The sequence below is a fragment of the Stenotrophomonas sp. YJH_SMC_91 genome, from assembly GCF_059368495.1.
Map to the genome: position 1 here is coordinate 274,475 of NZ_JCAFRT010000002.1, position 23,304 is coordinate 297,778.

Below are 23,304 nucleotides of genomic sequence, written 5' to 3' on the forward strand. Positions count from 1 at the left end.
GGCGCCACAGGGCGCCACGCGTCGTACGCAAAGCACCGGCGGGCACCCTGCCCGCCAGCATCAAGTGCTACAGGGATCGGGAACGCTGCTCCTGCTCGCGGGCGAGCGCGGCCGTCGGATCCTGCTGCGCAACGCTGGCCGCCAACTGCTGGCTGCTCTGCGCCAGTGGCTGCTGGGAGGCCTGCTCCCGGTCAACAGACGCACGTAGCATGGCCGGATCACCCAGCGCGCCCTGCACTGCAAACAGCGTACGGCCGTCGTTGCCCGCCAGCAGATGATCGATACGCGACAGGCCGGCCTTCTGCGCCCCCAGCGCCAATGCGCCAGCGGTATTGTCGAGCTCCTGTGCACTGCGCAGTCCACTTTGTGGCCCCATCTGCTGCAGGTGCCGGCGCGCATCCTCGAACAATGCGTTGCCGGGCTCACCGGCATGCGACATGTCGCGTGCAACGGTCTGCGCCGGCGCACCGACTTCGCCGCGATCCAGTCGCGCCATCACGTCCGGCGTCAACTTCTGCTGCCAGACCTCAAATCGTTGCCGGCGCGCCTCGATGCCATTGAGCGCGCCGTTGAGCGCATAAGTTGCTTCGCGCACATCATGGCGCGCCCCCTCCGGCACCCGTGTCTGCCACTGCCATACGGCAATACGGCCTGCGTGCTCGGGCTGCGCTGCCAGCTCCGGTTGATTCACCAGGTCCAGATCCAGCGCCTTGCCGGCACGCTCGTAATTCTCCTTGCCGACCAATGGCAGATAGCCGCGGCCGTGGTACTTCAGCGCGTCACCAGGCGCGTCGTTGCCCATGCGCCCGCCGTACATCAGCTCAGCCAGGTTTTCCGGCCGACCACGCAGCGCTTCCTGGCGGGCGCTCTCCAACGCTGCGTTGCCATTGCGCCACGCAGCCTCCACCGGGATCTGCGAGATTCCCCGGGTGAAGTTGAAGCTCTCGTTGAGCCGGCTCAAGCCGCGCGACTCGTGCCCTGCCTGGGCCATGAAATTGGCCAGTTCAAGCGGGGAGTCGATGCCGGCTTTGGTCGCCTGTCGCAACAGCTGCGACTCTCTATCGGTCGACACAGTGCAACTCCTGAATCTTCATCAGCGCGGATTCCCTTCCGCCGGTTGGAGCTTGGCTCATGGAAGCGACACCTCGGCAACACTGGATGGGTCGAAGTCCTCGAACCTCACCCTGCCCAGCTCCGCCGCCGAGTAATCCCGGATGTTGGTCGCTTCGGTCTCGATATCCACGACCTTGCGTCTCACCCCGTCAACCCAGCAGGCCTTGTCCGCGGGCGCATAGCGGAACCGGTAGGTGCTGCTCCAGCGCTCGCGGCTACCGCCATTGGTGATCACGCTGAAGGTGCCCTTCTCGACCATTGCATACGCAAAAGGGTCGCCGGCCAGGCCACCTCGGGTGGAACACGGCACCAGCTTGTCGTTGCGCGCGGCCAGCTGCCAGCGCCCGCGCCCATCACCGCGCAGCAACAGCAGCACCCGGTTTGGCCCGTGCTGGCCGGGCACCAGCCCTTCCGGCGTCGGCTGGTCGATGACCAGCAGCTGATACTCGATGCCATCGCCGTTGAGTTCGCCCCTTACGGCTTCCAGCAGGTTCGCACCGGACGGAACAAATGCCAGGGCATCGTCCATGTGTGCGCCAACCCTGTCTTCCATCCCCTCCCACTCCTTCAATGTGGTCATGCCGATACCCGCCTCCCTGCCCAGCCGGAACGCGTTCCGGCTTATCCGCGCCTGCGCGGACAGGGATCATAGCCTTGCGTACGGCAAGACCGCGATGATGGCGAGCGTTACCCGATGCAGGGGCTGACAGCGTCCTCATTGGACGGAAGAACCCCTGCATTCGGCGGCACTGGCGCGTCATTTTCATGACGCGTGGGGAGCTTACCGCGAGGCGTTCTGCCGCGTCGAAGTGCGAGGAAATCGAAAAGCGGAATTGATCACAGAAAACGGGGCTTAGCGTGAATGGCGCCTTACCTGATGAACAGATCCGCCGTGCAGGCCGTTCTGGCGATCCCGCATTGTCCCTGCGGCAGCTGCTTCCATGCCGCCTTCGCGTTGCATTGCTGCATCGCGACAATGACCGCCCCCTGTTCGGACATGGCGGTGGCGACGCTGGTGGTTTCAGTGCCCAGACCCGCGTGGGCGACCGCCACGCATTGCGCCTGGAACAGGGTCGCCAACGTACATTCGCCTTTCCCGAACTCCCTGCACTCCTTCATGGAAGCACGCTTGGCCTTGCCCCGCGAACGCATCGAGTTGCTGATGAAGGTATCGCCGCGGGCATCCATCGCCACGCCACGCACGGTCTGCGCCCAGTTGGGGCGATTGTTGTACGGGGAGCCTGAGCTGCTCACCGGAATGGGCGCACAGCCCTGTACACCCTGGCCACCGATGGGATACATGCCCTGCGGGCAGTTGCCTTCGGCGAGCGCAGTGAACGGCAGCAGGCCTGCAATCAGCAGACACGGAAGAAAAGCGAGGTGGATTCGTTTCATGGGGAGAATCATTCCTTTGCCCATTGTGAGAGGTGGGACGACCTGAGCGGACGATCGTTGCCCACTGTCGATGCTGGAGCCAAGAGAACAAACGGAGCTGCGCCCAAACACATGAAGCTTTCCGCCGCCATCGCGAGTTGCGCTGACTACCAGTCCGACAATCCGATCAACGGGTCAGAATGACTCATAGACCGGCTTCGTACAGTCCTCGTATGCAACCTGACACGCCCATCCACCGGTGTCGCCGCACGACTGCTGGGCAAACTTCCACGCTTCGGCGGCGTCCTCGGCGCTGGCCAGCAGGTCCGGGTTCGCGGGCAGTTCCCACTGCTCCAGGAACCGGGGCATACCCGCCAACCCCTTGATCGCCGATGGGTACTGGCCTGCAGGGCATTGGCCCTCCGCACAGGCGTTGCTGGCAACAAGTAATGCAGCAAACAGCAGAGCAGAAATTACGAAAGCTGAATCACCGCGCAAAGATCTGAAGTCGGCCCTTGCCTTGAATCTCCGTGTGATGTCACAACCGATCAGTCTTGCTGGAAGAAAGGCTTGGTACAGTCAGAATGGAAAACGGAGCAAGCCTGACTTCCCAAATCCTTGCAGTCCTTGGTTGCCCGCTCCTGCGCCTGTTCTTTCGTCGCCCCGGTGTTGAATCTCATGCCATTGTCCGGTCGTGCAGCCCGGACAACCGCATAGCACTGGTTGTAGTAGGTAAAAACGACTGTGCAGTCGGTAGCTCCGCCCTGCCGGCATCGCTCGACCGCTTGGCGCTCTGCCGAAGCCTTGGCCTGATGCCCAGTGGCCGAACCTGCATCTCCTCCAGGCGAGCTGGCGACAGCACCCCATGTCTTGACCCAATACCCGGGATTCTCCTGCGGGGCGCTCTGAGCCGCGCCGGGTATGGGTGCGCAGCCACCAACGCCTTGGTCGCCAATCGGGTACTGACCCGGAGGGCAGCGCCCTTCAGCGAACGCCGAACTGACGTGCACAGAGCCCAGTAGGATCAGGGACAAGCACAGATGCTTTAGAGAGGCGCTTACGTTCATCAACTGAATCTCTAGTTTCCATGACTCGGATTTGCCGCACCACGCTGACCGGGAACCGCTGAACCCGGGCCTCCGGTTCCATCAAACATCTTCCCCATCGCCGACTGCTGACCATGGGAGTTTGAGCCAGAAGACGACTCCGGAGCCGCCGGCGGCGGAGCCGACATGCCCGGCGGACGACCATCGGCACTCGGCGAGGCACTTGCACCACCGCCTATCTGCGAATATGCCATGAAGGTGCCCAGGGTACCCTGGAAGAACATCGCTGCCATTGGGGGTGTAGTCAGGATCAACGCGGTGAGGATCAGGCCCATGCCTCCCTGCTGCATCGCCTGGCTGGTCATGCCGTCGGACATGCTTTCCTTGAGGATGAATTCCTGCACCAGCGCTGTGGTCCAGAAAGTGGCCGCCACACGTACCACCATGTCCAGTGCGATGGAAACCATCGCTGCAAGTACGGCCATGGAGAACATCGTGCCGATGCCGTAGAACAGCCAACGTTGGAACAACTGCTTGGTCTGGTCGAACAACAGGCAGAGGATGAACAGGGGGCCAAAGCCGATGAACAGCGCCATGGCGATTTCATACAGCATCAGCATCGCACCAGCGGTGATGGCTGGACCTGCGGTGCCCATGCCGATGAAGAACAGTGCCCGCTTCTTGTCCTCCAGCAGCTCCCCGTCATTCATGATCTGGATGGCGTCGATACTGGAAAGCGCCACCTGCATCCATGCCAGGCTCTTGTCGATCTGAGCTTCGGGTGACTCGTTCGAGCCTGTCACGACCTTCGTGATTTCTGCCTTGACGTCGTGGGTGAGGAAGCTCTGAAGGTTGGTGCCGAAAGCGCCCATCGTGGTGGCCGCGCTGACGATCAACGCCGCACGCGCCATATTGGTCACCAGCACCATCATTGAGTCCCGGCTGCGGCCGGTCACGATGCGGAAGCCCTGCACCAGCACCCACAGGGTCATGAGCGTGAGGGCGATGCCGCCGACCCACTGCATCATTTCCCCCATCATGTCGATGCCGAACTTGTTTATCTTGCTTCGCAGGAAGTCGAAGATGAACTTGAAGAACACGAAATCCCCGATCGATTGGACACGTGCAACGTGCCCCATCAAATCCTGGAATCCGCCATTGAAATCAAAATTGGCAATCGACCTGATCATTTCCGCAATCCCTTGATGTATCCCTACCGGACAACCTCGTGGAGCGGGTGCCTATGCACCTGCCCCAAGCGGCGTCAGTCGACGTGCAAAGCGCGTTCCAATGCGGCCGTCTTGACCAGCTGCGAGATGACGCCCGGCTTGCCCTTCAATGCCACGCGCGCCAGCACGCGCTGATTGGCCATCATTGACTCCTGATAGGCGTCGTAGGACCGCATGCGCGCCTCCCACTCCTGCTGCAGCTTGGAAATATCGTTTGCCGTACGCAGGGAGTCACTGTTCACGGCCGAAAGAGTTCCCGCAAGATTGCCATCGGCGCCGCCTCGCCAGCCCATGATCTCAGACAACGACGCGTTGATGCTGGGAATGGTCTTCTCGATGAAATCCACCGTCTCGTTGCGCTTCCGGTTTTCCATCATCTGGATGTTGACGCACAGCTGCTGCTGCTGCGCGTAGAGATCACCGGAGGTATCCAGCACAAACTTCTTCAGCAGGCTGCCAGCGCTGAAGCCCGCCGACGTACGGCAGAGGTCGGCGACCATATAGTCGTCTGGAACCCGCTCCAATGTGGCGCCTGGCGGCAAGCCGAAGTTGTTGATCATGCCCTGGATCTGGACAAGCGCATTTTGGTACTCCTGGAACGTCCTTCTCCACCGAGTTACCTGAGCCGCGTACTCCAGCCCGTCAGCCTTCATTTGCGCCTTCCCTTGGGCAAAGTCCTTCAGTGCCTGCATGAGATTACTGAGGTCGAAGACAGGGTAACCACCGGCCGAAACCGACGTGGTGGAGAACATGACCATGCTCCCCAGCAGGATGGCTGCCAGGCGCTTCTGACGCAGACCGCGGTGGCGCTTGTGATTTCGGGATGTCATGCTCATGTTCTTCTCCAGGGGAATGGATTTCATTCGGCGCTGTCTGATCCAGGGCTTTCAAGCCGCATCGGTTTCGGCAGAGGCCTTGGCTTTACCAGAGCCCTTTCGGTTCTTGTAGAAGTCCTCCAGCCACTGTTCCGGCGTGAGTTCGTCCACGGTGATCCGATTGCGGACTGCAGCCGTCTGCAGCACCCGATGCATGATGTCGATGTTGTCGGTCGAGGCCGAGATCACCGACAGGATGTCGTCCATGCCACGCAGGTTGAGCTGGCAGACACTGGAAGCATGGCCCTGCTTGACCAGGAAGCAGCGCGAGCGCTCGTCCAGTGCCGTGACCACCTTGAACTCCGCCTCGGTCAACTTCAGGCCATCCATGTAGTCGCTCTTGCTGGCGTTCGGGTTCGGCAGCAGGATGAGCGTGGCGGTCTGCTCGATCAGGGCAGCGGAGATATCACTCTTCAGCGCGTCTTCCGGGCTCTGCGTGGCGAAGATGCCCAGGCCGTTCTGCTTACGGATGGTCTTCTGCTTGTTCTTCGCGAACTCCTTCAGGCCACCCTCGCCGTCCAGGATCTTCCAGAATTCGTCCATCACATAGATCAGCGGTCGACCGTCGATCAGCGATTCCAGGCGGTGCAGCAGGTAATTGATGACCGGCACGCGCACTTCGGGATTGTCGATGATGTCGGTGTAGTCGAAGCCGATGATGTTGGCCTTGCTCAGATCCACCGTATCGATCGGATTGTCGAAGACCCAACCCAGCGAATTGCCCGAAGTCCAACGGCGCATGCGCGCATAGAGGCCGTCGTCGCCCATGTTGGGCAGGCTCTTCTGGAAGTTGGTCATGCTGCGCAGATGCATCGGCGTATCGAGCATGCTCTCCACCGCACGGTAGATGTCCTCTTCCTCGCGGGCGCTGTACTCGCGCTTGCCGGCCAGCACCTTGATCAGGTCGGCCAGGAACTGCACGTTCGCTTCGTTGTTCTCGCACTGGAACGGGTTGAAGCCAGTCGGCGCACCGTTCTCCAGGGCCAGATAATTGCCACCGCAGGCACGCACGAAGATCTCCGCACCACGGTCCTTGTCGAAGAAGAAGATGGTCGGTGACGGCTCGTACTTCTGAACCTGGCTGAGCAGGAAGTTGATCAGCGCGGTCTTGCCGGTACCGGACTTGCCGATCACCATGGTGTTGGCTATCGCCTTCTCACCCAGCGAATTCTCGGATGGATGGGTGGCATGGAAATTGAAGTAATACGGCTGACCGTTGGTGGTCTGCAGCGTGGTCACGCAGTCGCCCCACGGGTTGTTGTGCTGCTTGCCGGTGGCGAAGTTGTGCAGCGGCGACAGGCCGAGGAAATTCAGCGAGCTGACGTTGGCCAGCCGCGTGCGGAAGCGCCAGTTGGCCGGCAGCTGCGAATAGAACGACGAGGTGACTGCCAGATCCTCCTTGGTCGACACGAAACCGGCGTTGGACAGCTCGGCACGGGTCGAGGCCACGTTCTGCGACAGCTTCGCCTGGCTGTCGCCATACACCGCGATGATGAAGTGGTATTCGCCCAGCACGAAGTTGCCTGACGACAGATGATCCATCGCCTGGTCGAGTTCGACGATCTGACTGACCGCCTTGTCGCCCGAGGAGATCATCATGCCCTTGGTCCGGTCCAGCACCTTCAATGCGTCCTGGCGTCCCATCGGGCTGAACGAATGGGTGATGACGTACTCGTAGTCCAGATACTTCAGACCATTGAGGATGCCCGGATAGGTGCCCTCGGCATATTCCTTGATATTCAGGATCGCGCCGAAATGGTTGACGCCATTGGGCGTATTGATCACGAAATCGCCGGTCTTGGCCGAGAACATATGACGGCTGACCGGAAGATAGTCTTTCACAGGCGCCGACAGCACCGGTACCGGCTCATCGATGCGGTTGATCAGGTAGCCGAACAGCTCAAGCGTTTCGGAAAACACCACGCCGTTCTTGGCTTCGTACATACCGAGCCGGTAAGGCGCGTAGTCGCGGATCACAGCTTCGACGTTGCCGGCGAGCTCCATCAGCTTCTCGACGGCCTGCTCCTGCTCGGCGCGCAGCTTGTCCACGTTCGCGGACTTCTCCACGAAGCGCTTTCCCGCCACCACCGGACGATAGATCATCGTCAGGTACAGCTCGTTCTGCATGATGCGCTGGGAGGACAGCATGCCCATGTACTGGTCGGACACATCCTGGTTGAAGCGCTGCTTGTAGTAGCTCTTTCCCTTCAGGGTGCGACGGCGCCGGATGTCATGCACCCAGAAGGCAACGTTGACGAAATCCGGTGCGCGCAGCGTCTGCAGCAACCGGTTGAAGGTGTTGTGCCGATGCTCAAGCTCCCATTCTTCGCGCCCCACGAACGGCAGCCCTTCCAGGTGCCACGTCAACAGGTAGTCGCCGCCCGTGGTCTTCACCACATTCGGAGCCACGTGCGACGACAAGGGGATGAATTCGCTGATGGAGGTATCTGGGTTGAACATACGACTGCTTCCAAAAGGTACTGCCGACAAAGATGCGGAGTTGGCCAGGCGGGCGCTCAACGCCCGCCTGGCCGGATCCAGCCCTCAATCCCTGGGGGCTGGCTTGTTGCGGTAGTGATTCGGGTTGAACACCCACATGCCATCATGCTCCTGCACGTTGCGCACCTTGAGCTTGAACATCAGGCGCAGGCCCAGCAGGCGGAAGATCATCTCGTCACGCTTGGCCATCTGCCGCATGATGAAGATGGCCACCGGGATGGTCAGCAGAAACCAGAAGTTCGTGTACATGCTCAGCAGCAACAACCCACCCGCCACCATGAAAAATGGCAGGTAGGGAACGCCCAGGAACATCGCTGGGCGCGTGCATCCCCGGAACAGGACGTTCTTATGCACTGTAGTACTGGACGGCGTGCTTGATCATTTCAAACGCCATGCCAGCGCCGTCGCCACCACCGACCTTTTCGCAGCTGCCAGCCTCCTTGCCGAGCAGCATGCGCGCGATCTGGCCTGCCGCGCCGATCAGCACACCGCCGATGAGGATCGGGGCCACGTCACCGATGCGCTTGTGGGCAAACGCAATCTGGTAACCGGCGAAGATCACGGCGATCGTGACCACGGCGATCGAGGCCATGTTCAGCAGACCGTTGATGTTGGAGAAGAAGCCGCAGACCTTGCCATCGGTACCACCGAAGTCAGTGCCGGCCAGGGCCTGCGGAGCGAACACAGCACCGGCGAATGCGACGGCCATCAGCATGGTCTTCAGCGTGCGCTGGGCCTGGACGAGGTCGAGATTGAATCGCTTCATGGATTGATTTCCTTGTTGATGGACTAACACAACTGAATCGACCAGCCGGGGGACCGGTCGCACCACGACTTCGTCAGAACACGAAGGCCGCATCCCCTGCGGGAATCTGCTGCACCGGCGCACGGGGCGCCGGTGCGTTGTAGAAATTCTGGGTGTCCGCTGCCGGCGCGTTACGCTCATTCCACGGGCGCAGCATCACCGGCGCGTTCGCCCCGGCAGCCATCCCGGGAAGCTGTTGCGGCATGGCGGCCCCGCCCTGCGCCGCACCAGGCTGCTGATACGGCTGTGGAGCTTGCTGCGGCATGTCGTTTCCACCCAGTGCCTGTGGCTGCATCATTCGATCGACCGAGCCCAGCACCACGCGCGATACCGCCTGGTCGGCGATGTTCAGCAGGCTGCCGCGGGCCATCGCACCGGTGGATGGGTAAACGGTGTAGGCCCGGGCCGGGTCATTGGACGGCACGTACACCGGCGCACTGGCCTGGGCGACGATGCGTGCCTGGGCCGGCGAGGCCGTCTGCGGATGATGTTCGACCCTGACCACCCGACGCTCGCCGCGGCTGACCACGTCAATCGGCGCGACGCCGTTGCTTGCGACCTGCTGACCGCGGCGGATCGAGTCATAGATCTTCTGCACGTACCCGTGACGGAAGCCGGTCTCGAAGTTGCCCGAGTAGTAGCAGCTGAACGACTTGCCCCAGTCACCACCGGAGCGCTTGTAGCAATCGGCGAGGATGCGCGAACCAGCCTGCAGGTTCGGGCACTGCTGGAAGGCCTTCTCGTAGGAATCCAGCCCGTACTTGCCCAGGTTGTAACGGTTGACCTGGGCCAGGCCAATGGAGAAGTTGTAGCCCTTCTCCTCCAGCATGCGAACGGTGGCCAGCGCCTCGTCGAGGGCCTTGGGCTGGCGCACCAGGGCGCCGCCGACCACGCCGATGGCATAGGGGTTGCGCGACGATTCCACGTTGATGACGTGCTGCATCACGTCCATCGAGACGGCCATTTCCGGGCACGCCATCATTTCCAGTCCTGGCAGCATTGGTCAGCCCTCCTGCCCCTGGGCACGCCCAGGATTGAAGTCGATGCCGGTGATGTAGCGCGAGCCGGCATGCGCCTTGATATGCACGACGATGTCGATGGTCATCATCAACAGTCGCTTGATCACGTTGAACTCCAGGCCCGAACCCTCGGCCGAGGCCTTCACCATCAGCGCCAGCTGATCCCAGGTCTGCTCCGGGCTACCGGCATGGCAACTGGTGATCGAGCCCGGGTGGCCCGATGCGCAGTTGCGGATGAAGTAGAACGCCTCGTCACCGCGCAGCTCGGCCAGGATGATGCGTTCTGGCTTCATGCGCAGGCAGGCTTCCATGCAACTCTTTGCGCTGACATTGCTGGTGCTCTGCCCGCCCTTGGAGTACAGCAGGTGCACCACATTGGGTTGGGTCAGAAACAGCTCGCGTGCGTCCTCGATCGTGACCAGGCGCTCGTTGTCCGGGATATGATTGACCAGCGCTTTCATGAAGGTGGTCTTGCCGCTACCGGTCGCACCGGAGACCACGATGTTCTTGCGGTACATCACCGCACGACGGAAGAACTCTGCGTACTCGCGCTGCTGGCGCAGTTCCAGCAGCTCGCGGTCCTGCTCGCTCAGACTGCCATCCTGTTCCAGGATCTGGTTGAAGAAACCATCCTCGTGGTACTGGGTGAGCGACTTGGTGTGCTTGGACGGCAGGCGGATCGTGATCGAAACCTTGCCGGCATCACAGGCAGGTGGAATCACGAACTGCGCACGCTGGCCGGTGGGGAACGTGAGCGACACCACCGGATCGGCATCGGTGATGCGCTGGCCGGTGTTGCTCTCGTTCACCACTGCCGTGCAGAACTGCCGGGCCCGCTCGAAGGTCAGGCCCGGCACCTCCACCCGCTGCCACCCGGCCCGGGTTTCCAGGTACAGCTCACCGGGACGGTTGATGCAGATTTCCGTCACTTCCGGGGATGTCATGTACTCGGCGATGCCCAGCACTTCGTACTGATAGCGCAGGAAATCGCTGGAAACGAGGGCGAGGGGTGACACTTCGGCGTCCATGGTTGTTCTTCGGATTACCGGCGCGGGTTGAGCACGTTGGTGAAGTCAACGTCCTTGGCGACGTAGACGTTCACGATGGTGCCCTGGTTGATGGTGACAGTCGGCGGGCGATTCGAACTGGTGAGGGCTTCGTTGGCGAGACGCTCCATCGTGCGCGCGGTGGCGCTTTCATAGGGCGAACGAACGGCGAAACCATTGCTGGAAACCGTCGTCGACTCTGGGCCATGTTCGGCTGCGGCGTACTTGAAGGCGTCGGCGATCAGGCTGATCATCAACGCCGACGCAATGCGACTACCCCAGTGCGCGCTGTACTGGCCAGGATGACCGGCACCACCCAGCTGATCCACGCCCGGGCTGGACATGGCCACGTCGATGCCATTGGGCGTGGTGATGCGATCCCAGATCACTTCCACGCGCTTGCCCTTGGGACCGCCACCGTACGCACCATAGATCTTGGACCCCTTGGGCAGCAGCAGGCTGCGGCCGTTGATCGAGTAGACCGGCTCGGTCAACAGGCACGACGTATAACCTGCAAGATCGGTGATGATGCGGGTCTCGAGTACACAACGCAGATAGGTGCCACGCACCAGCAGCGCGTCGGGGCTCCGGATGTAGGAAGCATTGGACACATCCTCCACATCAGGCCCGCGGCGCACCTTGGCCGGCGGAGCATTGCCGTTCTGCGCCTGCAGCGCAGCCAACGTGGCCTGCATGTAGGGATCGTCGTTGTCCCCTGCTGCGGCCTGGCCGCCAGCGTCGCCCGTGCCCACGCCTGCGCCACCACTACCGGCAATGCGGCGATCCAGCAGACTCGGGCCACGCTCGACCTCGCGCTCGGGTTCGGCACGAGGAATGAACGTCGGGCCCATCGTTTCCTGCGGCGGTGGCGGCAGCATCGGAATGGGCTCGGCGGCTTCCCGGGCAGCCTCGCGAATCGCGGAGGGTGCAATGATCGGCAGGTCGGGGGTGCTCGAACGTGCAACCTGCGGCGGCGCCTTGGCTTCTTCAGCGTCTTCCTTGCCCTTGCGCAGCAGCAGGAAGCCCATGGCCAGCAACAACACCAGGATGCCGCCGAGGAACAACAGCGCCTTGCGGTTCAAGCGCTGCTCTTCCGCAGAGCGAAGCTGTGGGGCACTGGCATCCAGATCCGGCGCCGCCTCTGCCTGCGCGTGCCCGTAGTAAGGGTTCGCCGATGGCTCCTGAGCCGCAGGCCCCTGTCCGTACGGAGACGGATTCGGATCGTTTTCGGGAGTGTTCTGCTGGCTCATTTCTTCACGTTCCTTCGCAGGCCGACGACGAAGTCGCCGTGGCGGATGACCAGGTACGGGTACGTCCCGTGCACGATCAGCGTATTGCCCTCAACCGTGGTGTTGACCACGAAATCCTCGCCATACTCCTTCTCGCGACCGAATACGGCCGGGAAGATACCGGTCTTGTACTCGGGCGAGTTGGGCAGTTTCAGATAGGTGAAACGGCCATCGTCGTAGGCGTTGACCGGGACCAGCCATCCCATCTTCTTGGCCTTGCTGGTCGAATAGGAGTAGTTGAAGTTGTATTGGCGATCCTTGGCCAGCTCGGTACTGAGCAGCGGCTGCGCCTCCTCCTCGACCGCCGACTGGGCAGGGCCGAACACAGTGTCATTCGGATAGACGAATGCGATCTTGTACTGCACGCCGGCGCGACGGGCCTGCTCAAGCTGGCGCCAGTCGGTGGCAACGACCTTCAGCTCGAAAATGTACGAATGGGTCTCGGTACGCACCATCATGTTGGTGTCGACGTCGACGTTCTTCGGCTTGAGATAGAACACGTTCTCGCGACGGGTGAGTTCCCAGCCGCTGCTGAAGCCGGTGCTGTAGTCGAGGATCTTCTCGTTCGGGCTCAGCTCGATCTGGGTGGTGAGGCCCAGGCCGGTGCGAACCGGGTAGATGCGGTCCTTCTCATACTCGTAGTGGTCAACTGCCTGTGCCATCGCCGCGCTGGAAAACACCAGCGACAGCAACGACAGCAGCGCCCACGCGCTTCCCCTGATTTTTCGACTACTCATCGGTTGCTTGCTCCATCAGCATTTCCGGTGGAATGGTTCGGTGCCGGCATCATTGCCGGCTGTCCCGGCGCGCCCTGCCCCGGCATCGGCTGCCCCTGGACCGGCTGCCCCTGCATGGGCGCACCCTGCATCGGCTGCATCTGCCCATTGGCCGGCACTGCGACAGGCTGACCGGTGGCGGGATCGATCATGGTGGCAGCGGCCGGATTGTTCGGAACGTACATGCCCTGCGCCTGCTGCGCGGCGAGCTGTGCCTGTTGCGCGGCATCCTGGGCCTGCTGCTGCATGGCACCGTCATCCGGCACGGGTACCCCGCGCGCATAGTCGTTGTCGACACGGTACTCCGTGACCTGGAACGCCAATGGGTTGAGCACGCGGTCCTGTTCGGAGAGCGCCAGATTCTGGTTGTACTTGAAGCGCATGGTGACCAGCTGGTTGTCCAGATAGGTCGACACACCGCTGCGCTTGTCGAGCAGGCTGCGCTGGATGCGCACGGACGCGCCACGGAAGCTGCCGTTCGCCTGCACGCCCAGCGGGGTGATGCTGAGGATCTTGACCCTGATCGCCTTGCCCCGGCCGTACATCACGAACGGATTCTGCGGATTGTTGCTGGCATAGCGCTGCTTCATGCTTGCGGCCACGGCATCACTGGACATGACGAACACCAGCTCCCAGTCGCGCAACCCCATCACCGCGGAGTCGTACGACTCGCGCGCCAGCACGTACTGGGCGACATTGCTGCGGTTGACCGCTTCGTTGGTGGTGATCGTCTCGCCCTGGAACGTGCCCCTCAGGCGCGCCACCGTAGCGGTACCCGTGTAGGCATCGGCCATCACCAGGAACGGCACCTTCTCCTTCAGCGGCAGCATGTAGTAGTAGCCGCCAGCCAGTGCCAGCGACATCAGCAATGAGCCGGTGGCGACCCACCAGGCACGGCGCTCACTGCGACGCGCCATGTCGGCCACGGTGATCTCGTAGCTGACCGCCTTGGCGACCGACTGCTCGACCTTGGGACTATTGCCGGGATCCTTCTTGCGGAACATGGATTCTTCCGTACTGCTGAAACATCAATGGGCGTGGCACCCCTGCGACAGGCGCGGGGAGCGGCACGTTCGATGATTTCGAGGTGGACTCAGGTGCCGCTGTTGGAATCAGCGCCCTGTGCCGACGCGGTCGGCGTCGAGCCAGCGCTCTGCACAACGATCTGGTTGCCAACGATGGAGACGGAGATGCCCTGCGCTGCATAGGCCGCCGTCAGATCGATCACGGCCTGCTGAGCGTTGGTGGTGTCGATGTTGGAAACCGCGCCGTACAGGGTGAAGTCCGAGCTCAGGCGGTAATCCAGCGTGCGTCCGGAATCCTTGGCCCAGCGCTCGAGCATGGCTTTGAGCGTGCCGTCCATCGGCGAGGCCTGGTAGACGTAGCTGGAGTACAGCGGGATCTCGGTGGTTGCCGCAGCAAAGCGGTTCACCGGCTTCCAGCGGCCTCCGAAATCGGGAGCGGACTTGGTGGCGCAACCGGCCACCATCAACGCCGCCACTGCGGCGATGGACATTTTCGCGATAAACGCCTGATTCATACGGGCTTCACTTTGACGTACGAAAAAGCAGTCCCGAGCATTGGTCCCCTGGTCGTCCGGCGCTGCGTCGCGCACGCCGGAATCGGAGCGACGCACTGACTGGCAGCACACCCACTCCGGCTCCCCTGCAGCCAACGGCTGCCAACCAAGTCGCGGGGCCGCCAGACACTCCCGGCGACACACCCGCATACCTCACCAACGTCGAAACCATCCATGTTTCATGGCACAAACTCCTGGCCACCCTGCTCTACAACATCTGCCATCCATCACACATTTCTGAACGGCATGCACAGGGTCGCACAACCACGCGTCAATTCCATGTCAGACAAGTCTGAAAATCTATGAACAAATGCCGAATTCTTGACTCAACTCACGTTTTCACGTCAGTGAATATGAATCTACGTCACAAATTTAACGACGTGAATTAGACGTTAAGCATGGGAACGTCGACTTTCGGCAGCAGCCGCGAGGTGAAGTAGCGATCCTTGTAGTAGCGGATCTTGTCGCATTTCACCGGATGCGGTATGCCCTCGTACAGGAACACTTCCTTGTCCGGCCCCATCGCCTTCAGCTCCTGCGGCAGCATCAGTGCCCGCCGCTCCTCGGTGAAGCTGTGGGTCTTCTCGCGGGCGTGCGTGACGTTCTTCTTGCGGATGGTGGTGTAGCCCAGCATGTCCGAATAGTCGTTGGCGTCCTGCTGCTCGCGCGGCGCGTACAGGATCTGCAGCGCGTGGTTGGTGATGATCGTGCGCGAGACTTCCCGGCCGTAGGTGGCATCGAGCTGGGACATGCTCTGGATGATCGGCAGCAGGCGGATGTTGTAACCGGCCATGTAGGACACCGCCGAGGCGATGATCTCGACCTTGCCGATCGAGGTGAATTCGTCCATCAGCAGCAGGCACTGGTACTTCAGGTCCGGGTTGGACTTGGGCAGTTCCTTGGTGTTGAGGTTGATCAGCTGGCTGAAGAACAGGTTGATGATCAGCCGGCTCTCGGCCAGCTTGTTCGGCTGGATGCCGATGTAGATGGTCATCTTCTTCTTGCGCACGTCGGTCAGCAGGAAGTCGTTGCTGCTGGTGGCCTTGTCCAGCACCGGGTTGATCCAGGGATTGAGCGGTTCCTTGAAGGTGCCCAGGATCGAGGCGAAGGTCTCGTCGGCCTGGGACAGCATGTTGGCGAACGCCGAACGCGCGTTGCCACTGAGGAACGAACGCTCCGACAAGGCCTTGAGGTACTTCTTCAGATCGGTGCCATCGCCGGATGACAACCGGTAGACAGAACCCAGCGTCGGCGTGCCCGAGCCGCCCGGGAAGCCACTGCTGCGCTCGTCGTCCCAGTTTTCGAACAGATACAGGGTGAAGGCCATGAACGCGTTGCGCGCCTGGCTGACCCAGAACTTCTGGTCCTCGGCGCCGTCCGGATACAGCATCGCGGCGATGCTCATCAGGTCCGACACCCGGAATGCCGGATCATCGGAGACATAGCTGAGCGGGTTCCAGCGGTGCGTGCGCCGATCCTCGGCGAAGGGATTGAACAGGTAGATCTCCTGGCCCTGGCTGGCGCGCCAGCCGCTGGTCAGGTCGAAGTTCTCCTGCTTGATGTCCAGCACCACCAGCGATTCGCCGTATTCCAGCAGGTTCGGGATGACCACGCCCACGCCCTTGCCTGAACGGGTGGGTGCCGCGAGAATCACGAACTGCTGGCCATCCAGCCGCACCAGTTTGCCGCCATGGCTGCCGACCACGATGCTCTGGCCGGTCTTCTTGAACATGCCATGCCTGGACAGGTCGGCGCCGGTGGCGAAACGCGCGTCGCCATGCAGCGAGCGCTTATCCTTCTTCAGCAGCAGCACCAGACCGGTCACCAGCAGGACCAGCAGCGGCAGGCCGAAGCCCACGTAGCCGGCCCACTTGATCTTGCCCACGAACGGCGCAACCTGCGGTTGGCCGATGGCGTGGTAGTACTGGTAGTACTTGTTCCAGGTGAACAGCTTGGTGTCCAACCCCAGGAACAACAGGGTCAGGTAGCCGGAAAACACGAAACCAAGCAGCAGGGTCGCCAGCGTGACGATGGCGATGAGCAGATACTTCTTACTGGGCAACACCCGAATCCTCCATGATGCGCACGAGGGCGCGACGGCCTAGCGGCGGCGCCAGCGCGACGCCTTCTTCCGCAGGTTGTTTTCGTTCTCCAGCCCGGGCTCTTCGCCCTCTTCACGCACCCGCTGCAACAGCAGTTGGCGCGCTTCGGCCAGTGACACCAGGTCGGTCAGACGATCCCCATCGTCGGCGACGACCGCATGGCCGACCACATCGCCCGGAGCGTACACCGGCTCGTAGGACACTGCTACCAGCTGATAGCGGCCACGGGTTTCCAGCACATGCCTGAATTCCTGCATCGCATTCCTCCTTGTCGGGGCAACACTGCGTCCCCTGCCCCGCCATGATGCCCATCGCAGTGTCATCGGCGTATGCACAAGCGCTACGGTTTCTGCGCGAAACTGTCTGCGGATATCCAAGGAGACTGCAATGGACTGGGTAGCACTTGCACGCACGCTGGCCACCGAGGCCCACACGGGCCAGACGGACAAGGCCGGCCAGCCTTACATCTGCCATGTGGCGCGGGTGGCGGCCGCGGTGCGCGGCGACGATGACGCCGAAGTGGTGGCCTGGCTGCATGACGTAGCCGAAGACTGCCCGGCGTTTGCCGCACGGATCGAGGTCTTTCCCGCCCCGCTGCGCGAGGCGGTGCACCTGCTCAACCGCGACGCGGCCCCCGACGCGGACAGCTACTACGCGCGCATTGCCGCCCACCCGCTGGCACTGAAGGTGAAGCAGGCCGATCTGGATGACAACGCCGATCCGCAGCGCCTGGCGATGCTCGACGCGGCGACGGCCGGGCGCCTGCGCGGCAAGTATGCGCACGCCCGGGCAGCGCTGGGCATCTGATCGCGCCGCGCGGTGGCCGGTGGGCGAACGTGTCACCGATCAAACGCTGATTTACCCTGAGTGCTGCTGCCCTTGTTGCGGTGCAGCAGTACAATGACCGGCTCCCCGCCCCCATCGCGCCCCGCATGAGCCCCAACTCTTCCCTGGCTGCGCGGCTGACGCCCCGTCAGCGCACCCTGATCATCCTTGCCCTGTCGCTGGGCGGCTTCGCCATCGGCACCAGTGAATTCGCCAGCATGGGCCTGATGCTGGAGATCAGCCGCGGCCTGTCGATTTCCGAAACCCAGGTCGGCCACCTGATCAGCGCCTACGCCATCGGCGTGGTCGTCGGCGCCCCGATCCTCGCCTTCGTCGGCGCCAGCTTCCCTCGCCGCAAGCTGCTGCTGGCACTGATGGGCTTCTATGCCGTCGGCAACCTGGCCAGCGCACTGGCGCCGAACTACGGAACGATGCTCATTGCGCGTTTCGTCGCCGGCCTCCCGCATGGCGCCTACTTCGGCGTGGCGATGCTGGTGGCCGCCGCGATCAGCCCGGCCGGCCAGCGCGGCCAGGCGATGTCGCGCGTGTTGCTGGGCCTGTCGATCGCGATCCTGGTCGGCAATCCGCTGACCACCTGGCTGGGCCAGCAGCTGAGTTGGCGCACCGCCTTTGCCCTGGTCAGCGTGCTGGCCATCGCCACCGTGGCGATGATCGCGCGCTTCCTGCTGCCGGACCCGGACGAGGTTCGTACCTCGCCGATGCGCGAACTGCGCGCCTTCAACACCACCCAGGTGTGGCTGGCGCTGGCGATCGGCGCCGTTGGCTTCGCCGGCATGTTCTGCGTGTTCACCTACCTGGCACCGACCCTGGTGCAGGTCACCGGCGTGGCCGAATCGTGGATGCCGCTGGCGGTGGGCGTGTTCGGCATCGGCGCGATCATCGGCAACATCGCCGGTGGCTGGCTGGTGGACAAGTTCCACTTCAAGGCCGCCGCGGTGGTGCTGCTGTGGTCGATCGTGATGCTGCTGCTGTATCCGCTGGCCGCGCAGTCGGTGTGGACGATCGGTCCGATGATCATCACCGTCGGCACCATGGGCGCGCTGGCGGCGGTGCTGCAGACGCGCCTGATGGACGTGGCCGGCGAAGCACAGACCCTGGCCGCCGCCTCCAACCATGCCGCCTTCAATACCGCCAATGCGCTGGGGCCGTGGCTGGGCGGCATGGCGATCAGTGCCGGCTTCAGCCCGGCCAGCACCGGCTATGTCGGTGCCGCCACCGCCATCGGCGGCCTGCTGCTGTGGTGCGTGGCGGTGATGCTGGACAGGAAGCGCAAGACAGCCGGCGTGGGCAGCCACTGACCTTCGCGCCGGATTGTCAGCTGCTGCCCGCGCGGCGGCGGCGATCCGGCCGCAGCAACGCCGTATCGCCGGCCGCAAGTGTCGGGCGCGCCAGCTCACCGCGCTTGACGCGCTCCAGCACCCGCCGCGAGTTGGCCGCGCAGTCGATGCCCTCCGGCCGCGCCTGGATGTCCTCGATCAGGGCCAGCAGGTGCGCCCGGCTCTCTGCCAGCCGCAACTGCAGCGCCTCGATGTCGGCCACCTTCTGCTGCAGCATTGAGATCAATGCGTCGTGCTGCCACTGGCCCATGTCCGGTGGCAGCAAGGCGCGTATCTCCTCCAGGCTGAAGCCGGCGCGCTGCGCACCGGTAATCAGCTCCAGCAGCAGCACCGCCTGCTCCGGGTAGTCGCGGTAGCCGTTGGCCTGCCGCTGGACGACCAGCAACCCTGCCTCCTCATAGAAGCGGATGCGTGACGCCGCCAGGCCCGTGCGGCGGGCCAGCTCACCGATCTTCATCTGCCTGAATCCTCGACATCGGAACCCATTGACCTTCAATAAAACTTGAAGGTTAGCGTAGCGCCATTCCCCTGTCCTGAAGCTGTCCCATGTCGCTGTTCTCGCCCCTGGCGCTGCCTTCCGGCGCCCTCATCCGCAACCGCATCGCCAAGGCGGCGATGGAGGAGAACATGGCCGACGCCGACCACGCCCCCTCCGAAGCGCTGCTGCAGTTGTACCAGCGCTGGGCCGACGGCGGCGCCGGACTGATCATCACCGGCAACGTGATGGTCGATGGCCGCGCCATGACCGGCCCCGGCGGCGTGGTGCTGGAGGACGATCGCCACCTGGAGCGTTTCATCGCCTGGGCCGACGCCGCGCGCTCGCGCGGGGTGCAGATGTGGATGCAGATCAACCACCCCGGGCGGCAGATGCCGGCCGCGCTCGGCCAGCCGGCATTGGCGCCTTCGGCGGTCCCCTTGGACATGGGCGCACTGTCCAAACAGTTCGCGCCGCCGCGGGCGATGACCGAGGCGGATATTGAAGACGTGATCGCTCGCTTCATCCGCAGTGCCGAGCTGGCCGAGCGCGCCGGTTTCAGCGGCGTGGAGATCCATGCCGCGCACGGCTACCTGCTCAGCCAGTTCCTGTCGCCGCTGTCGAACCGCCGCGATGACCGCTGGGGTGGCAGCCTGCAGAACCGTGCGCGCCTGCTGCTGGAGATCGTGCAGGGTGTGCGCGCGACGGTGGCGCCCATGTTCGTGGTGGCGGTGAAGCTCAACTCCGCCGATTTCCAGCGCGGCGGCTTCTCGCCCGAGGACGCGCGCGACGTGGTCGAGATGCTGGCGCCCCTCGGCGTGGATCTGGTCGAACTGTCCGGCGGCAGCTATGAAGCACCGGCCATGACCGGCGCCGCACGCGACGAACGCAGCGTGGCCCGCGAAGCGTACTTCCTCGAATTCGCGCGCGAGATCGCCACGGTGGCAACGATGCCGCTGATGGTCACCGGCGGCATCCGCCGCCGCGAAGTGGCAGAGCAGGTGCTGGCCAGCGGCGTGGCCATGGTCGGCATCGCCACCGCGCTGGCGATCGAGCCGGATCTGCCGCAGCACTGGCAGCAGGGCCGCGATCCGGTGCCGACACTGCGCGACATCAACTGGCGCAGCAAGCCGCTGGCGGCCAGCGCGCACATGGCCGCAGTGAAGTATCAGCTGGGCCGGTTGAGCCGGCGCCGCCCCACCGCACCCACGGTCTCACCGGTATGGGCCCTGCTGCTGGCACAGGCGGCCGCAAAGTGTCGGACCCGCCGCTACCGGCGCTGGATCGGCGCCCGCGCCATCGCACACTGAGCCGCGCGGTCTTCTCATCGCCGCAGCGATGCTCCACCATCTGCAGGATCGGCGGCAGTTCCGCCGCCGGTCGCAGCATGGAGATGGAGCCCACGTGGCAGCAGGATCGACCAGGAACCGCGAGAAGCTGCTCGATGACCTGCTCTCGCTGGGCCGTAACTGGGCGCTGGCGATCGCCATCGCAGGTGCCGGGGCAGCAGTTCACTACAGCGAGTCGGTGTACGAAGCAGGACTCTGGCGAGGCCTGCTGCCCACGCTCTGCTTCCTGGTCGCGATCATCTGGATCGTGCTCAGCATCATCCGCTTCGACCTGACCCTCCAGCAGCACTTCGAGCGCAAGCGCACGCGCTGGCTCAGCCGCCTGCTCTATGTCGTGCTGCTGGGTACCGGCATCACCGCCGTGTTCTTCGTGACAGAACTGGCGTCCAACAACCACATCGCAAGGATGTGCGACGCCGTGGCCAACGAACCGGCCAGCCGGATCCACCGGTCCGCCGAGTGCCAGCGCCTGTACCAGCATCGGGCGGCGTACCGGCAGCGGTTGGAATCGGCCGAGGGCGAGTTCGACTGAGCAGATGCGTGGGCGAAGGCGCACGAGGACTCACACAGGGGTCCAGCAAGGGTGGATTCGAAATAGTTGTATGGACTTCATTGCAACGCGACGCCACGCTTTCTTGCCGGAAAGCCGTGATCGAACGCAGTCCATGAAGTCACCCACCGCCCGCTCCCGTCTCCCCGCCCGGCCGCGGAAAATCGGCAGCGAAGTACGCATCTTCAGGCGCTATCACCAGTACGCCATCGTTGCCGCCGGAGCCGGACCACTGGCAATACTCCTGTTTGCCGTCGCACCCGAACTTGGGCCGCTTCCGGCACTGGGCGCGGCAGCGATTTTCACGCTGTCGCCGCTGATTCTCGGCTTCGTTGTCTATTCCCCACAACGGGACCGGGTGGTACTGGAACAGGATCGTCTGGTATTCCAGCACCGTCCTCCTCTCCCGTTCAAGCAGATCCGGTCCTACAACCTGGACGATCATGTCGATCTGATCCTGATCGATGGACCGAGCGTGCTGCTGCAGCGCACTCGGGCATCGATGCATGATTTCCCAACCTTCCGGGACGCACTGGCAGAGGCGCTCGCAGATCGGCCCGCCAACGCTGCCGCGGCTCCGCAACGTCGCCACTTCTTCGGTGCCTGGCCCGCACGCGTTTGGGGTGCGGGCCTGTTGCTGGCGACGGCGGCACTGGTGATCACGGGCGTACTGCATGGCTGGCCGTTGTACAAAGCACCGATCCTTGGGATCGTGCCCGTGGTGGGCATTGGGCTATTGCTGTCGCGCCGCCGTCACTGATCACGCCGTCGGCGAAGTACACATGGCGTGGATGTGTGTTCGGGCACAGTACGCGCGCCGCTCACGCTTGGAACCATCCAGCCACCATGCTCCACGCGCCTGCCCCCGCACATCACGATGCCATCGCCCTGCAGGCGGGCGTGCTCGGCAGCGTGTTGGGCGTGGCTCTGTACAAGGCCATCGCGTTGTCGGCGCTGGCGACCGGATCCTTGATCGTGATCGGGCTGTGGCTGCTGGCCTGCGCGCTGCTGGCTGCCTGGGCACTGGCCGCCTGCCTGGCCTGCCTTGCGCTGAGCCGGCGCGTATTCGTGCTGATGCTGGCGCTGAGCATGATCCTGATGATCTGCGTCGCCTGACAGCAGCAGGCGCCGGACTATCGCGCATCTGTTACAGAATAACAAGTGCGGTTGGACGGATTGCTCGTGCCCGGGGTCACGGATTTGAATTCCATGGCCAGCCCGGCACCACCCGAGACTCTCCATGATCCTGCAGCCCCTGCTTCGCGCCTCCCTCACCGCCATTGCCCTGGCCACGCTCAGCGCCTGTGCCACGTACGACGACAGCACCATGCACCAGGCCTGCCAGGAGTCGCCGCATCTGAAGGACCTGCCACCCGAAGTGGCTGCCCGCGAGAGCCGCTGCAACAAGAGCATGGAAGTGTGGTCGAGCGAGCGCAAGGGCAGTGACAGGCCGATCGACCTGAGCGGCAAGAAGAAGGATCTCTGAGCCGCCGGGCATCTTGATCGTTCCAATGCATGCGGACGACCAGCCCGTCACGATAGGGGGGGCAGGATAAGGCCTCCCCATCACGACGACTTTCCCGATGCCGGCCACTGGTCACCCTGTCATCCATGCCTTTGAAGCTGTGTTCGACCTGTCTGGCGGGGTGGAGCGCATTACGGCGCTCACTGTCATCTGCCGGCATTGCTCTGAAACCCGCTCGGCCAGCGAAGACAATCTGGTCCAGCTGCCGGGCGGCGCCTTGTTCCGCTGCGACGGATGCGGCAGTCATCAGGCGGTGAGCCATGCGCGGGTTGCCGATTGGCAGGTGAATTCGCTTCTTGGTGTCTGAGGCTGCAATACGACGGTGCCACGACGCAGGCTGTTGGCGCAGGGATGATGGTGCAGTCAGAGGGCGCCCCGTGAGCCACCTCGTCCGCCGCGCAGGGCCGATGACAGCCAGGGCAAAGGAGCTGTGCAGGGCACAATGACATCACCTCGGCTAAGCTGCGGCA

27 protein-coding genes are annotated in these 23,304 nt (G+C 63.2%); 8 read left to right on the forward strand and 19 right to left on the reverse strand.

Features of this window, described 5'->3' with window-relative positions; genetic code table 11:
• Positions 1–67: 67 nt before the first annotated feature.
• From AC5P5X_RS04875 to AC5P5X_RS04960, 18 genes are all read right to left on the reverse strand, one after another.
• Complete coding sequence (locus AC5P5X_RS04875) at positions 68–1,072, reverse strand: XVIPCD domain-containing protein (RefSeq protein ID WP_111189447.1); 1,005 nt, start codon at positions 1,070–1,072, stop codon at positions 68–70.
• Positions 1,073–1,129: 57 nt separating this feature from the next.
• The gene (locus tag AC5P5X_RS04880; protein WP_005410114.1) at positions 1,130–1,666 is read right to left on the reverse strand and encodes a hypothetical protein; all 537 of its coding nucleotides are present in this window, start codon (positions 1,664–1,666) and stop codon (positions 1,130–1,132) included.
• Between the two features lie 317 nt (positions 1,667–1,983).
• Positions 1,984–2,520: a DUF4189 domain-containing protein gene (locus AC5P5X_RS04885; protein ID WP_223846427.1), complete on the reverse strand. Its 537-nt coding sequence runs from the start codon at positions 2,518–2,520 to the stop codon at positions 1,984–1,986.
• Between the two features lie 162 nt (positions 2,521–2,682).
• Complete coding sequence (locus AC5P5X_RS04890; protein WP_154329493.1) at positions 2,683–2,856, reverse strand: hypothetical protein; 174 nt, start codon at positions 2,854–2,856, stop codon at positions 2,683–2,685.
• A 179-nt stretch (positions 2,857–3,035) separates the two neighbouring features.
• Positions 3,036–3,554, reverse strand: coding sequence for a DUF4189 domain-containing protein (locus AC5P5X_RS04895; RefSeq protein ID WP_111189448.1), 519 nt, complete (start codon positions 3,552–3,554; stop codon positions 3,036–3,038).
• 11 nt (positions 3,555–3,565) lie between these two features.
• On the reverse strand, positions 3,566–4,723 hold the full coding sequence (locus AC5P5X_RS04900) for a TrbL/VirB6 family protein (protein WP_012480636.1): 1,158 nt from the start codon (positions 4,721–4,723) through the stop codon (positions 3,566–3,568).
• A 74-nt stretch (positions 4,724–4,797) separates the two neighbouring features.
• A complete protein-coding gene (locus AC5P5X_RS04905) occupies positions 4,798–5,598 on the reverse strand; it encodes a hypothetical protein (protein WP_123958716.1) in 801 nt (266 codons plus the stop codon).
• Positions 5,599–5,649: 51 nt separating this feature from the next.
• Positions 5,650–8,097, reverse strand: coding sequence for a VirB4 family type IV secretion/conjugal transfer ATPase (locus AC5P5X_RS04910; RefSeq protein ID WP_024958424.1), 2,448 nt, complete (start codon positions 8,095–8,097; stop codon positions 5,650–5,652).
• Between the two features lie 84 nt (positions 8,098–8,181).
• Positions 8,182–8,490 (reverse strand): VirB3 family type IV secretion system protein, encoded by a 309-nt coding sequence (locus AC5P5X_RS04915; RefSeq protein WP_012480639.1) that lies wholly within the window; start codon positions 8,488–8,490, stop codon positions 8,182–8,184.
• The gene (locus AC5P5X_RS04920; protein ID WP_012480640.1) at positions 8,483–8,902 is read right to left on the reverse strand and encodes a TrbC/VirB2 family protein; all 420 of its coding nucleotides are present in this window, start codon (positions 8,900–8,902) and stop codon (positions 8,483–8,485) included. Before AC5P5X_RS04920 ends, AC5P5X_RS04915 begins: the two co-directional genes overlap by 8 nt.
• 73 nt (positions 8,903–8,975) lie before the next feature.
• Positions 8,976–9,941 (reverse strand): lytic transglycosylase domain-containing protein, encoded by a 966-nt coding sequence (locus tag AC5P5X_RS04925; RefSeq protein ID WP_111189449.1) that lies wholly within the window; start codon positions 9,939–9,941, stop codon positions 8,976–8,978.
• 3 nt (positions 9,942–9,944) lie between these two features.
• Positions 9,945–10,988 carry a P-type DNA transfer ATPase VirB11 gene (gene virB11, locus AC5P5X_RS04930; RefSeq protein WP_033833165.1) on the reverse strand — a complete coding sequence of 348 codons (1,044 nt, stop codon included), beginning with the start codon at positions 10,986–10,988 and terminating at the stop codon, positions 9,945–9,947.
• Positions 10,989–11,002: 14 nt separating this feature from the next.
• Positions 11,003–12,256: a TrbI/VirB10 family protein gene (locus tag AC5P5X_RS04935; protein ID WP_012480643.1), complete on the reverse strand. Its 1,254-nt coding sequence runs from the start codon at positions 12,254–12,256 to the stop codon at positions 11,003–11,005.
• Positions 12,253–13,032, reverse strand: coding sequence for a TrbG/VirB9 family P-type conjugative transfer protein (locus AC5P5X_RS04940; RefSeq protein ID WP_012480644.1), 780 nt, complete (start codon positions 13,030–13,032; stop codon positions 12,253–12,255). The genes AC5P5X_RS04935 and AC5P5X_RS04940 overlap by 4 nt, the downstream gene beginning before the upstream one ends.
• On the reverse strand, positions 13,029–14,075 hold the full coding sequence (locus AC5P5X_RS04945; protein ID WP_111189450.1) for a VirB8 family type IV secretion system protein: 1,047 nt from the start codon (positions 14,073–14,075) through the stop codon (positions 13,029–13,031). Before AC5P5X_RS04945 ends, AC5P5X_RS04940 begins: the two co-directional genes overlap by 4 nt.
• A gap of 89 nt (positions 14,076–14,164) precedes the next feature.
• Positions 14,165–14,611 carry a hypothetical protein gene (locus tag AC5P5X_RS04950; RefSeq protein ID WP_012480646.1) on the reverse strand — a complete coding sequence of 149 codons (447 nt, stop codon included), beginning with the start codon at positions 14,609–14,611 and terminating at the stop codon, positions 14,165–14,167.
• Positions 14,612–15,035: 424 nt separating this feature from the next.
• Positions 15,036–16,715 (reverse strand): type IV secretory system conjugative DNA transfer family protein, encoded by a 1,680-nt coding sequence (locus AC5P5X_RS04955; protein WP_111189451.1) that lies wholly within the window; start codon positions 16,713–16,715, stop codon positions 15,036–15,038.
• Between the two features lie 36 nt (positions 16,716–16,751).
• Positions 16,752–17,009 (reverse strand): hypothetical protein, encoded by a 258-nt coding sequence (locus AC5P5X_RS04960; RefSeq protein ID WP_005410128.1) that lies wholly within the window; start codon positions 17,007–17,009, stop codon positions 16,752–16,754.
• A 130-nt stretch (positions 17,010–17,139) separates the two neighbouring features.
• Here AC5P5X_RS04960 and AC5P5X_RS04965 point away from each other — a divergent pair, with 130 nt between their 5' ends.
• Positions 17,140–17,559, forward strand: a complete 420-nt coding sequence (locus tag AC5P5X_RS04965; RefSeq protein WP_043034643.1) for an HD domain-containing protein — start codon at positions 17,140–17,142, stop codon at positions 17,557–17,559.
• A 125-nt stretch (positions 17,560–17,684) separates the two neighbouring features.
• Positions 17,685–18,896 carry an MFS transporter gene (locus AC5P5X_RS04970; protein WP_005410130.1) on the forward strand — a complete coding sequence of 404 codons (1,212 nt, stop codon included), beginning with the start codon at positions 17,685–17,687 and terminating at the stop codon, positions 18,894–18,896.
• A gap of 16 nt (positions 18,897–18,912) precedes the next feature.
• On the opposite strand, the gene AC5P5X_RS04975 is transcribed toward AC5P5X_RS04970, so the two are convergent.
• The gene (locus AC5P5X_RS04975) at positions 18,913–19,392 is read right to left on the reverse strand and encodes a MerR family transcriptional regulator (RefSeq protein WP_005410131.1); all 480 of its coding nucleotides are present in this window, start codon (positions 19,390–19,392) and stop codon (positions 18,913–18,915) included.
• 89 nt (positions 19,393–19,481) lie between these two features.
• Here AC5P5X_RS04975 and AC5P5X_RS04980 point away from each other — a divergent pair, with 89 nt between their 5' ends.
• The 6 genes from AC5P5X_RS04980 to AC5P5X_RS05005 all read left to right on the forward strand — a co-directional run bounded on the left by AC5P5X_RS04980 (position 19,482) and on the right by AC5P5X_RS05005 (position 23,141).
• Positions 19,482–20,720 (forward strand): NADH:flavin oxidoreductase/NADH oxidase family protein, encoded by a 1,239-nt coding sequence (locus AC5P5X_RS04980; RefSeq protein ID WP_062607309.1) that lies wholly within the window; start codon positions 19,482–19,484, stop codon positions 20,718–20,720.
• 94 nt (positions 20,721–20,814) lie between these two features.
• Positions 20,815–21,291, forward strand: a complete 477-nt coding sequence (locus AC5P5X_RS04985) for a membrane protein (protein WP_005410133.1) — start codon at positions 20,815–20,817, stop codon at positions 21,289–21,291.
• Positions 21,292–21,424: 133 nt separating this feature from the next.
• Positions 21,425–22,069: a hypothetical protein gene (locus tag AC5P5X_RS04990; protein WP_012480650.1), complete on the forward strand. Its 645-nt coding sequence runs from the start codon at positions 21,425–21,427 to the stop codon at positions 22,067–22,069.
• An 86-nt stretch (positions 22,070–22,155) separates the two neighbouring features.
• The gene (locus tag AC5P5X_RS04995) at positions 22,156–22,425 is read left to right on the forward strand and encodes a hypothetical protein (protein ID WP_005410135.1); all 270 of its coding nucleotides are present in this window, start codon (positions 22,156–22,158) and stop codon (positions 22,423–22,425) included.
• A gap of 124 nt (positions 22,426–22,549) precedes the next feature.
• Complete coding sequence (locus AC5P5X_RS05000) at positions 22,550–22,795, forward strand: hypothetical protein (protein ID WP_005410136.1); 246 nt, start codon at positions 22,550–22,552, stop codon at positions 22,793–22,795.
• 97 nt (positions 22,796–22,892) lie between these two features.
• The gene (locus tag AC5P5X_RS05005; protein WP_005410137.1) at positions 22,893–23,141 is read left to right on the forward strand and encodes a hypothetical protein; all 249 of its coding nucleotides are present in this window, start codon (positions 22,893–22,895) and stop codon (positions 23,139–23,141) included.
• Positions 23,142–23,304 lie beyond the last annotated feature (163 nt).

What these genes read in the sequence shown, in the direction of transcription:
- AC5P5X_RS04880 (WP_005410114.1), bottom strand. Translation starts at nt 1,666, where the DNA reads ATGGAAGACAGGGTTGGCGCACACATGGACGATGCCCTGGCATTTGTT.
- AC5P5X_RS04885 (WP_223846427.1), bottom strand. Translation starts at nt 2,520, where the DNA reads ATGATTCTCCCCATGAAACGAATCCACCTCGCTTTTCTTCCGTGTCTG.
- AC5P5X_RS04890 (WP_154329493.1), bottom strand. Translation starts at nt 2,856, where the DNA reads ATGCCCCGGTTCCTGGAGCAGTGGGAACTGCCCGCGAACCCGGACCTG.
- AC5P5X_RS04895 (WP_111189448.1), bottom strand. Translation starts at nt 3,554, where the DNA reads ATGAACGTAAGCGCCTCTCTAAAGCATCTGTGCTTGTCCCTGATCCTA.
- AC5P5X_RS04900 (WP_012480636.1), bottom strand. Translation starts at nt 4,723, where the DNA reads ATGATCAGGTCGATTGCCAATTTTGATTTCAATGGCGGATTCCAGGAT.
- AC5P5X_RS04905 (WP_123958716.1), bottom strand. Translation starts at nt 5,598, where the DNA reads ATGAGCATGACATCCCGAAATCACAAGCGCCACCGCGGTCTGCGTCAG.
- AC5P5X_RS04910 (WP_024958424.1), bottom strand. Translation starts at nt 8,097, where the DNA reads ATGTTCAACCCAGATACCTCCATCAGCGAATTCATCCCCTTGTCGTCG.
- AC5P5X_RS04920 (WP_012480640.1), bottom strand. Translation starts at nt 8,902, where the DNA reads ATGAAGCGATTCAATCTCGACCTCGTCCAGGCCCAGCGCACGCTGAAG.
- AC5P5X_RS04925 (WP_111189449.1), bottom strand. Translation starts at nt 9,941, where the DNA reads ATGCTGCCAGGACTGGAAATGATGGCGTGCCCGGAAATGGCCGTCTCG.
- virB11 (WP_033833165.1), bottom strand. Translation starts at nt 10,988, where the DNA reads ATGGACGCCGAAGTGTCACCCCTCGCCCTCGTTTCCAGCGATTTCCTG.
- AC5P5X_RS04935 (WP_012480643.1), bottom strand. Translation starts at nt 12,256, where the DNA reads ATGAGCCAGCAGAACACTCCCGAAAACGATCCGAATCCGTCTCCGTAC.
- AC5P5X_RS04940 (WP_012480644.1), bottom strand. Translation starts at nt 13,032, where the DNA reads ATGAGTAGTCGAAAAATCAGGGGAAGCGCGTGGGCGCTGCTGTCGTTG.
- AC5P5X_RS04945 (WP_111189450.1), bottom strand. Translation starts at nt 14,075, where the DNA reads ATGTTCCGCAAGAAGGATCCCGGCAATAGTCCCAAGGTCGAGCAGTCG.
- AC5P5X_RS04950 (WP_012480646.1), bottom strand. Translation starts at nt 14,611, where the DNA reads ATGAATCAGGCGTTTATCGCGAAAATGTCCATCGCCGCAGTGGCGGCG.
- AC5P5X_RS04960 (WP_005410128.1), bottom strand. Translation starts at nt 17,009, where the DNA reads ATGCAGGAATTCAGGCATGTGCTGGAAACCCGTGGCCGCTATCAGCTG.
- AC5P5X_RS04965 (WP_043034643.1), top strand. Translation starts at nt 17,140, where the DNA reads ATGGACTGGGTAGCACTTGCACGCACGCTGGCCACCGAGGCCCACACG.
- AC5P5X_RS04970 (WP_005410130.1), top strand. Translation starts at nt 17,685, where the DNA reads ATGAGCCCCAACTCTTCCCTGGCTGCGCGGCTGACGCCCCGTCAGCGC.
- AC5P5X_RS04975 (WP_005410131.1), bottom strand. Translation starts at nt 19,392, where the DNA reads ATGAAGATCGGTGAGCTGGCCCGCCGCACGGGCCTGGCGGCGTCACGC.
- AC5P5X_RS04980 (WP_062607309.1), top strand. Translation starts at nt 19,482, where the DNA reads ATGTCGCTGTTCTCGCCCCTGGCGCTGCCTTCCGGCGCCCTCATCCGC.
- AC5P5X_RS04990 (WP_012480650.1), top strand. Translation starts at nt 21,425, where the DNA reads ATGAAGTCACCCACCGCCCGCTCCCGTCTCCCCGCCCGGCCGCGGAAA.
- AC5P5X_RS04995 (WP_005410135.1), top strand. Translation starts at nt 22,156, where the DNA reads ATGCTCCACGCGCCTGCCCCCGCACATCACGATGCCATCGCCCTGCAG.
- AC5P5X_RS05000 (WP_005410136.1), top strand. Translation starts at nt 22,550, where the DNA reads ATGATCCTGCAGCCCCTGCTTCGCGCCTCCCTCACCGCCATTGCCCTG.
- AC5P5X_RS05005 (WP_005410137.1), top strand. Translation starts at nt 22,893, where the DNA reads ATGCCGGCCACTGGTCACCCTGTCATCCATGCCTTTGAAGCTGTGTTC.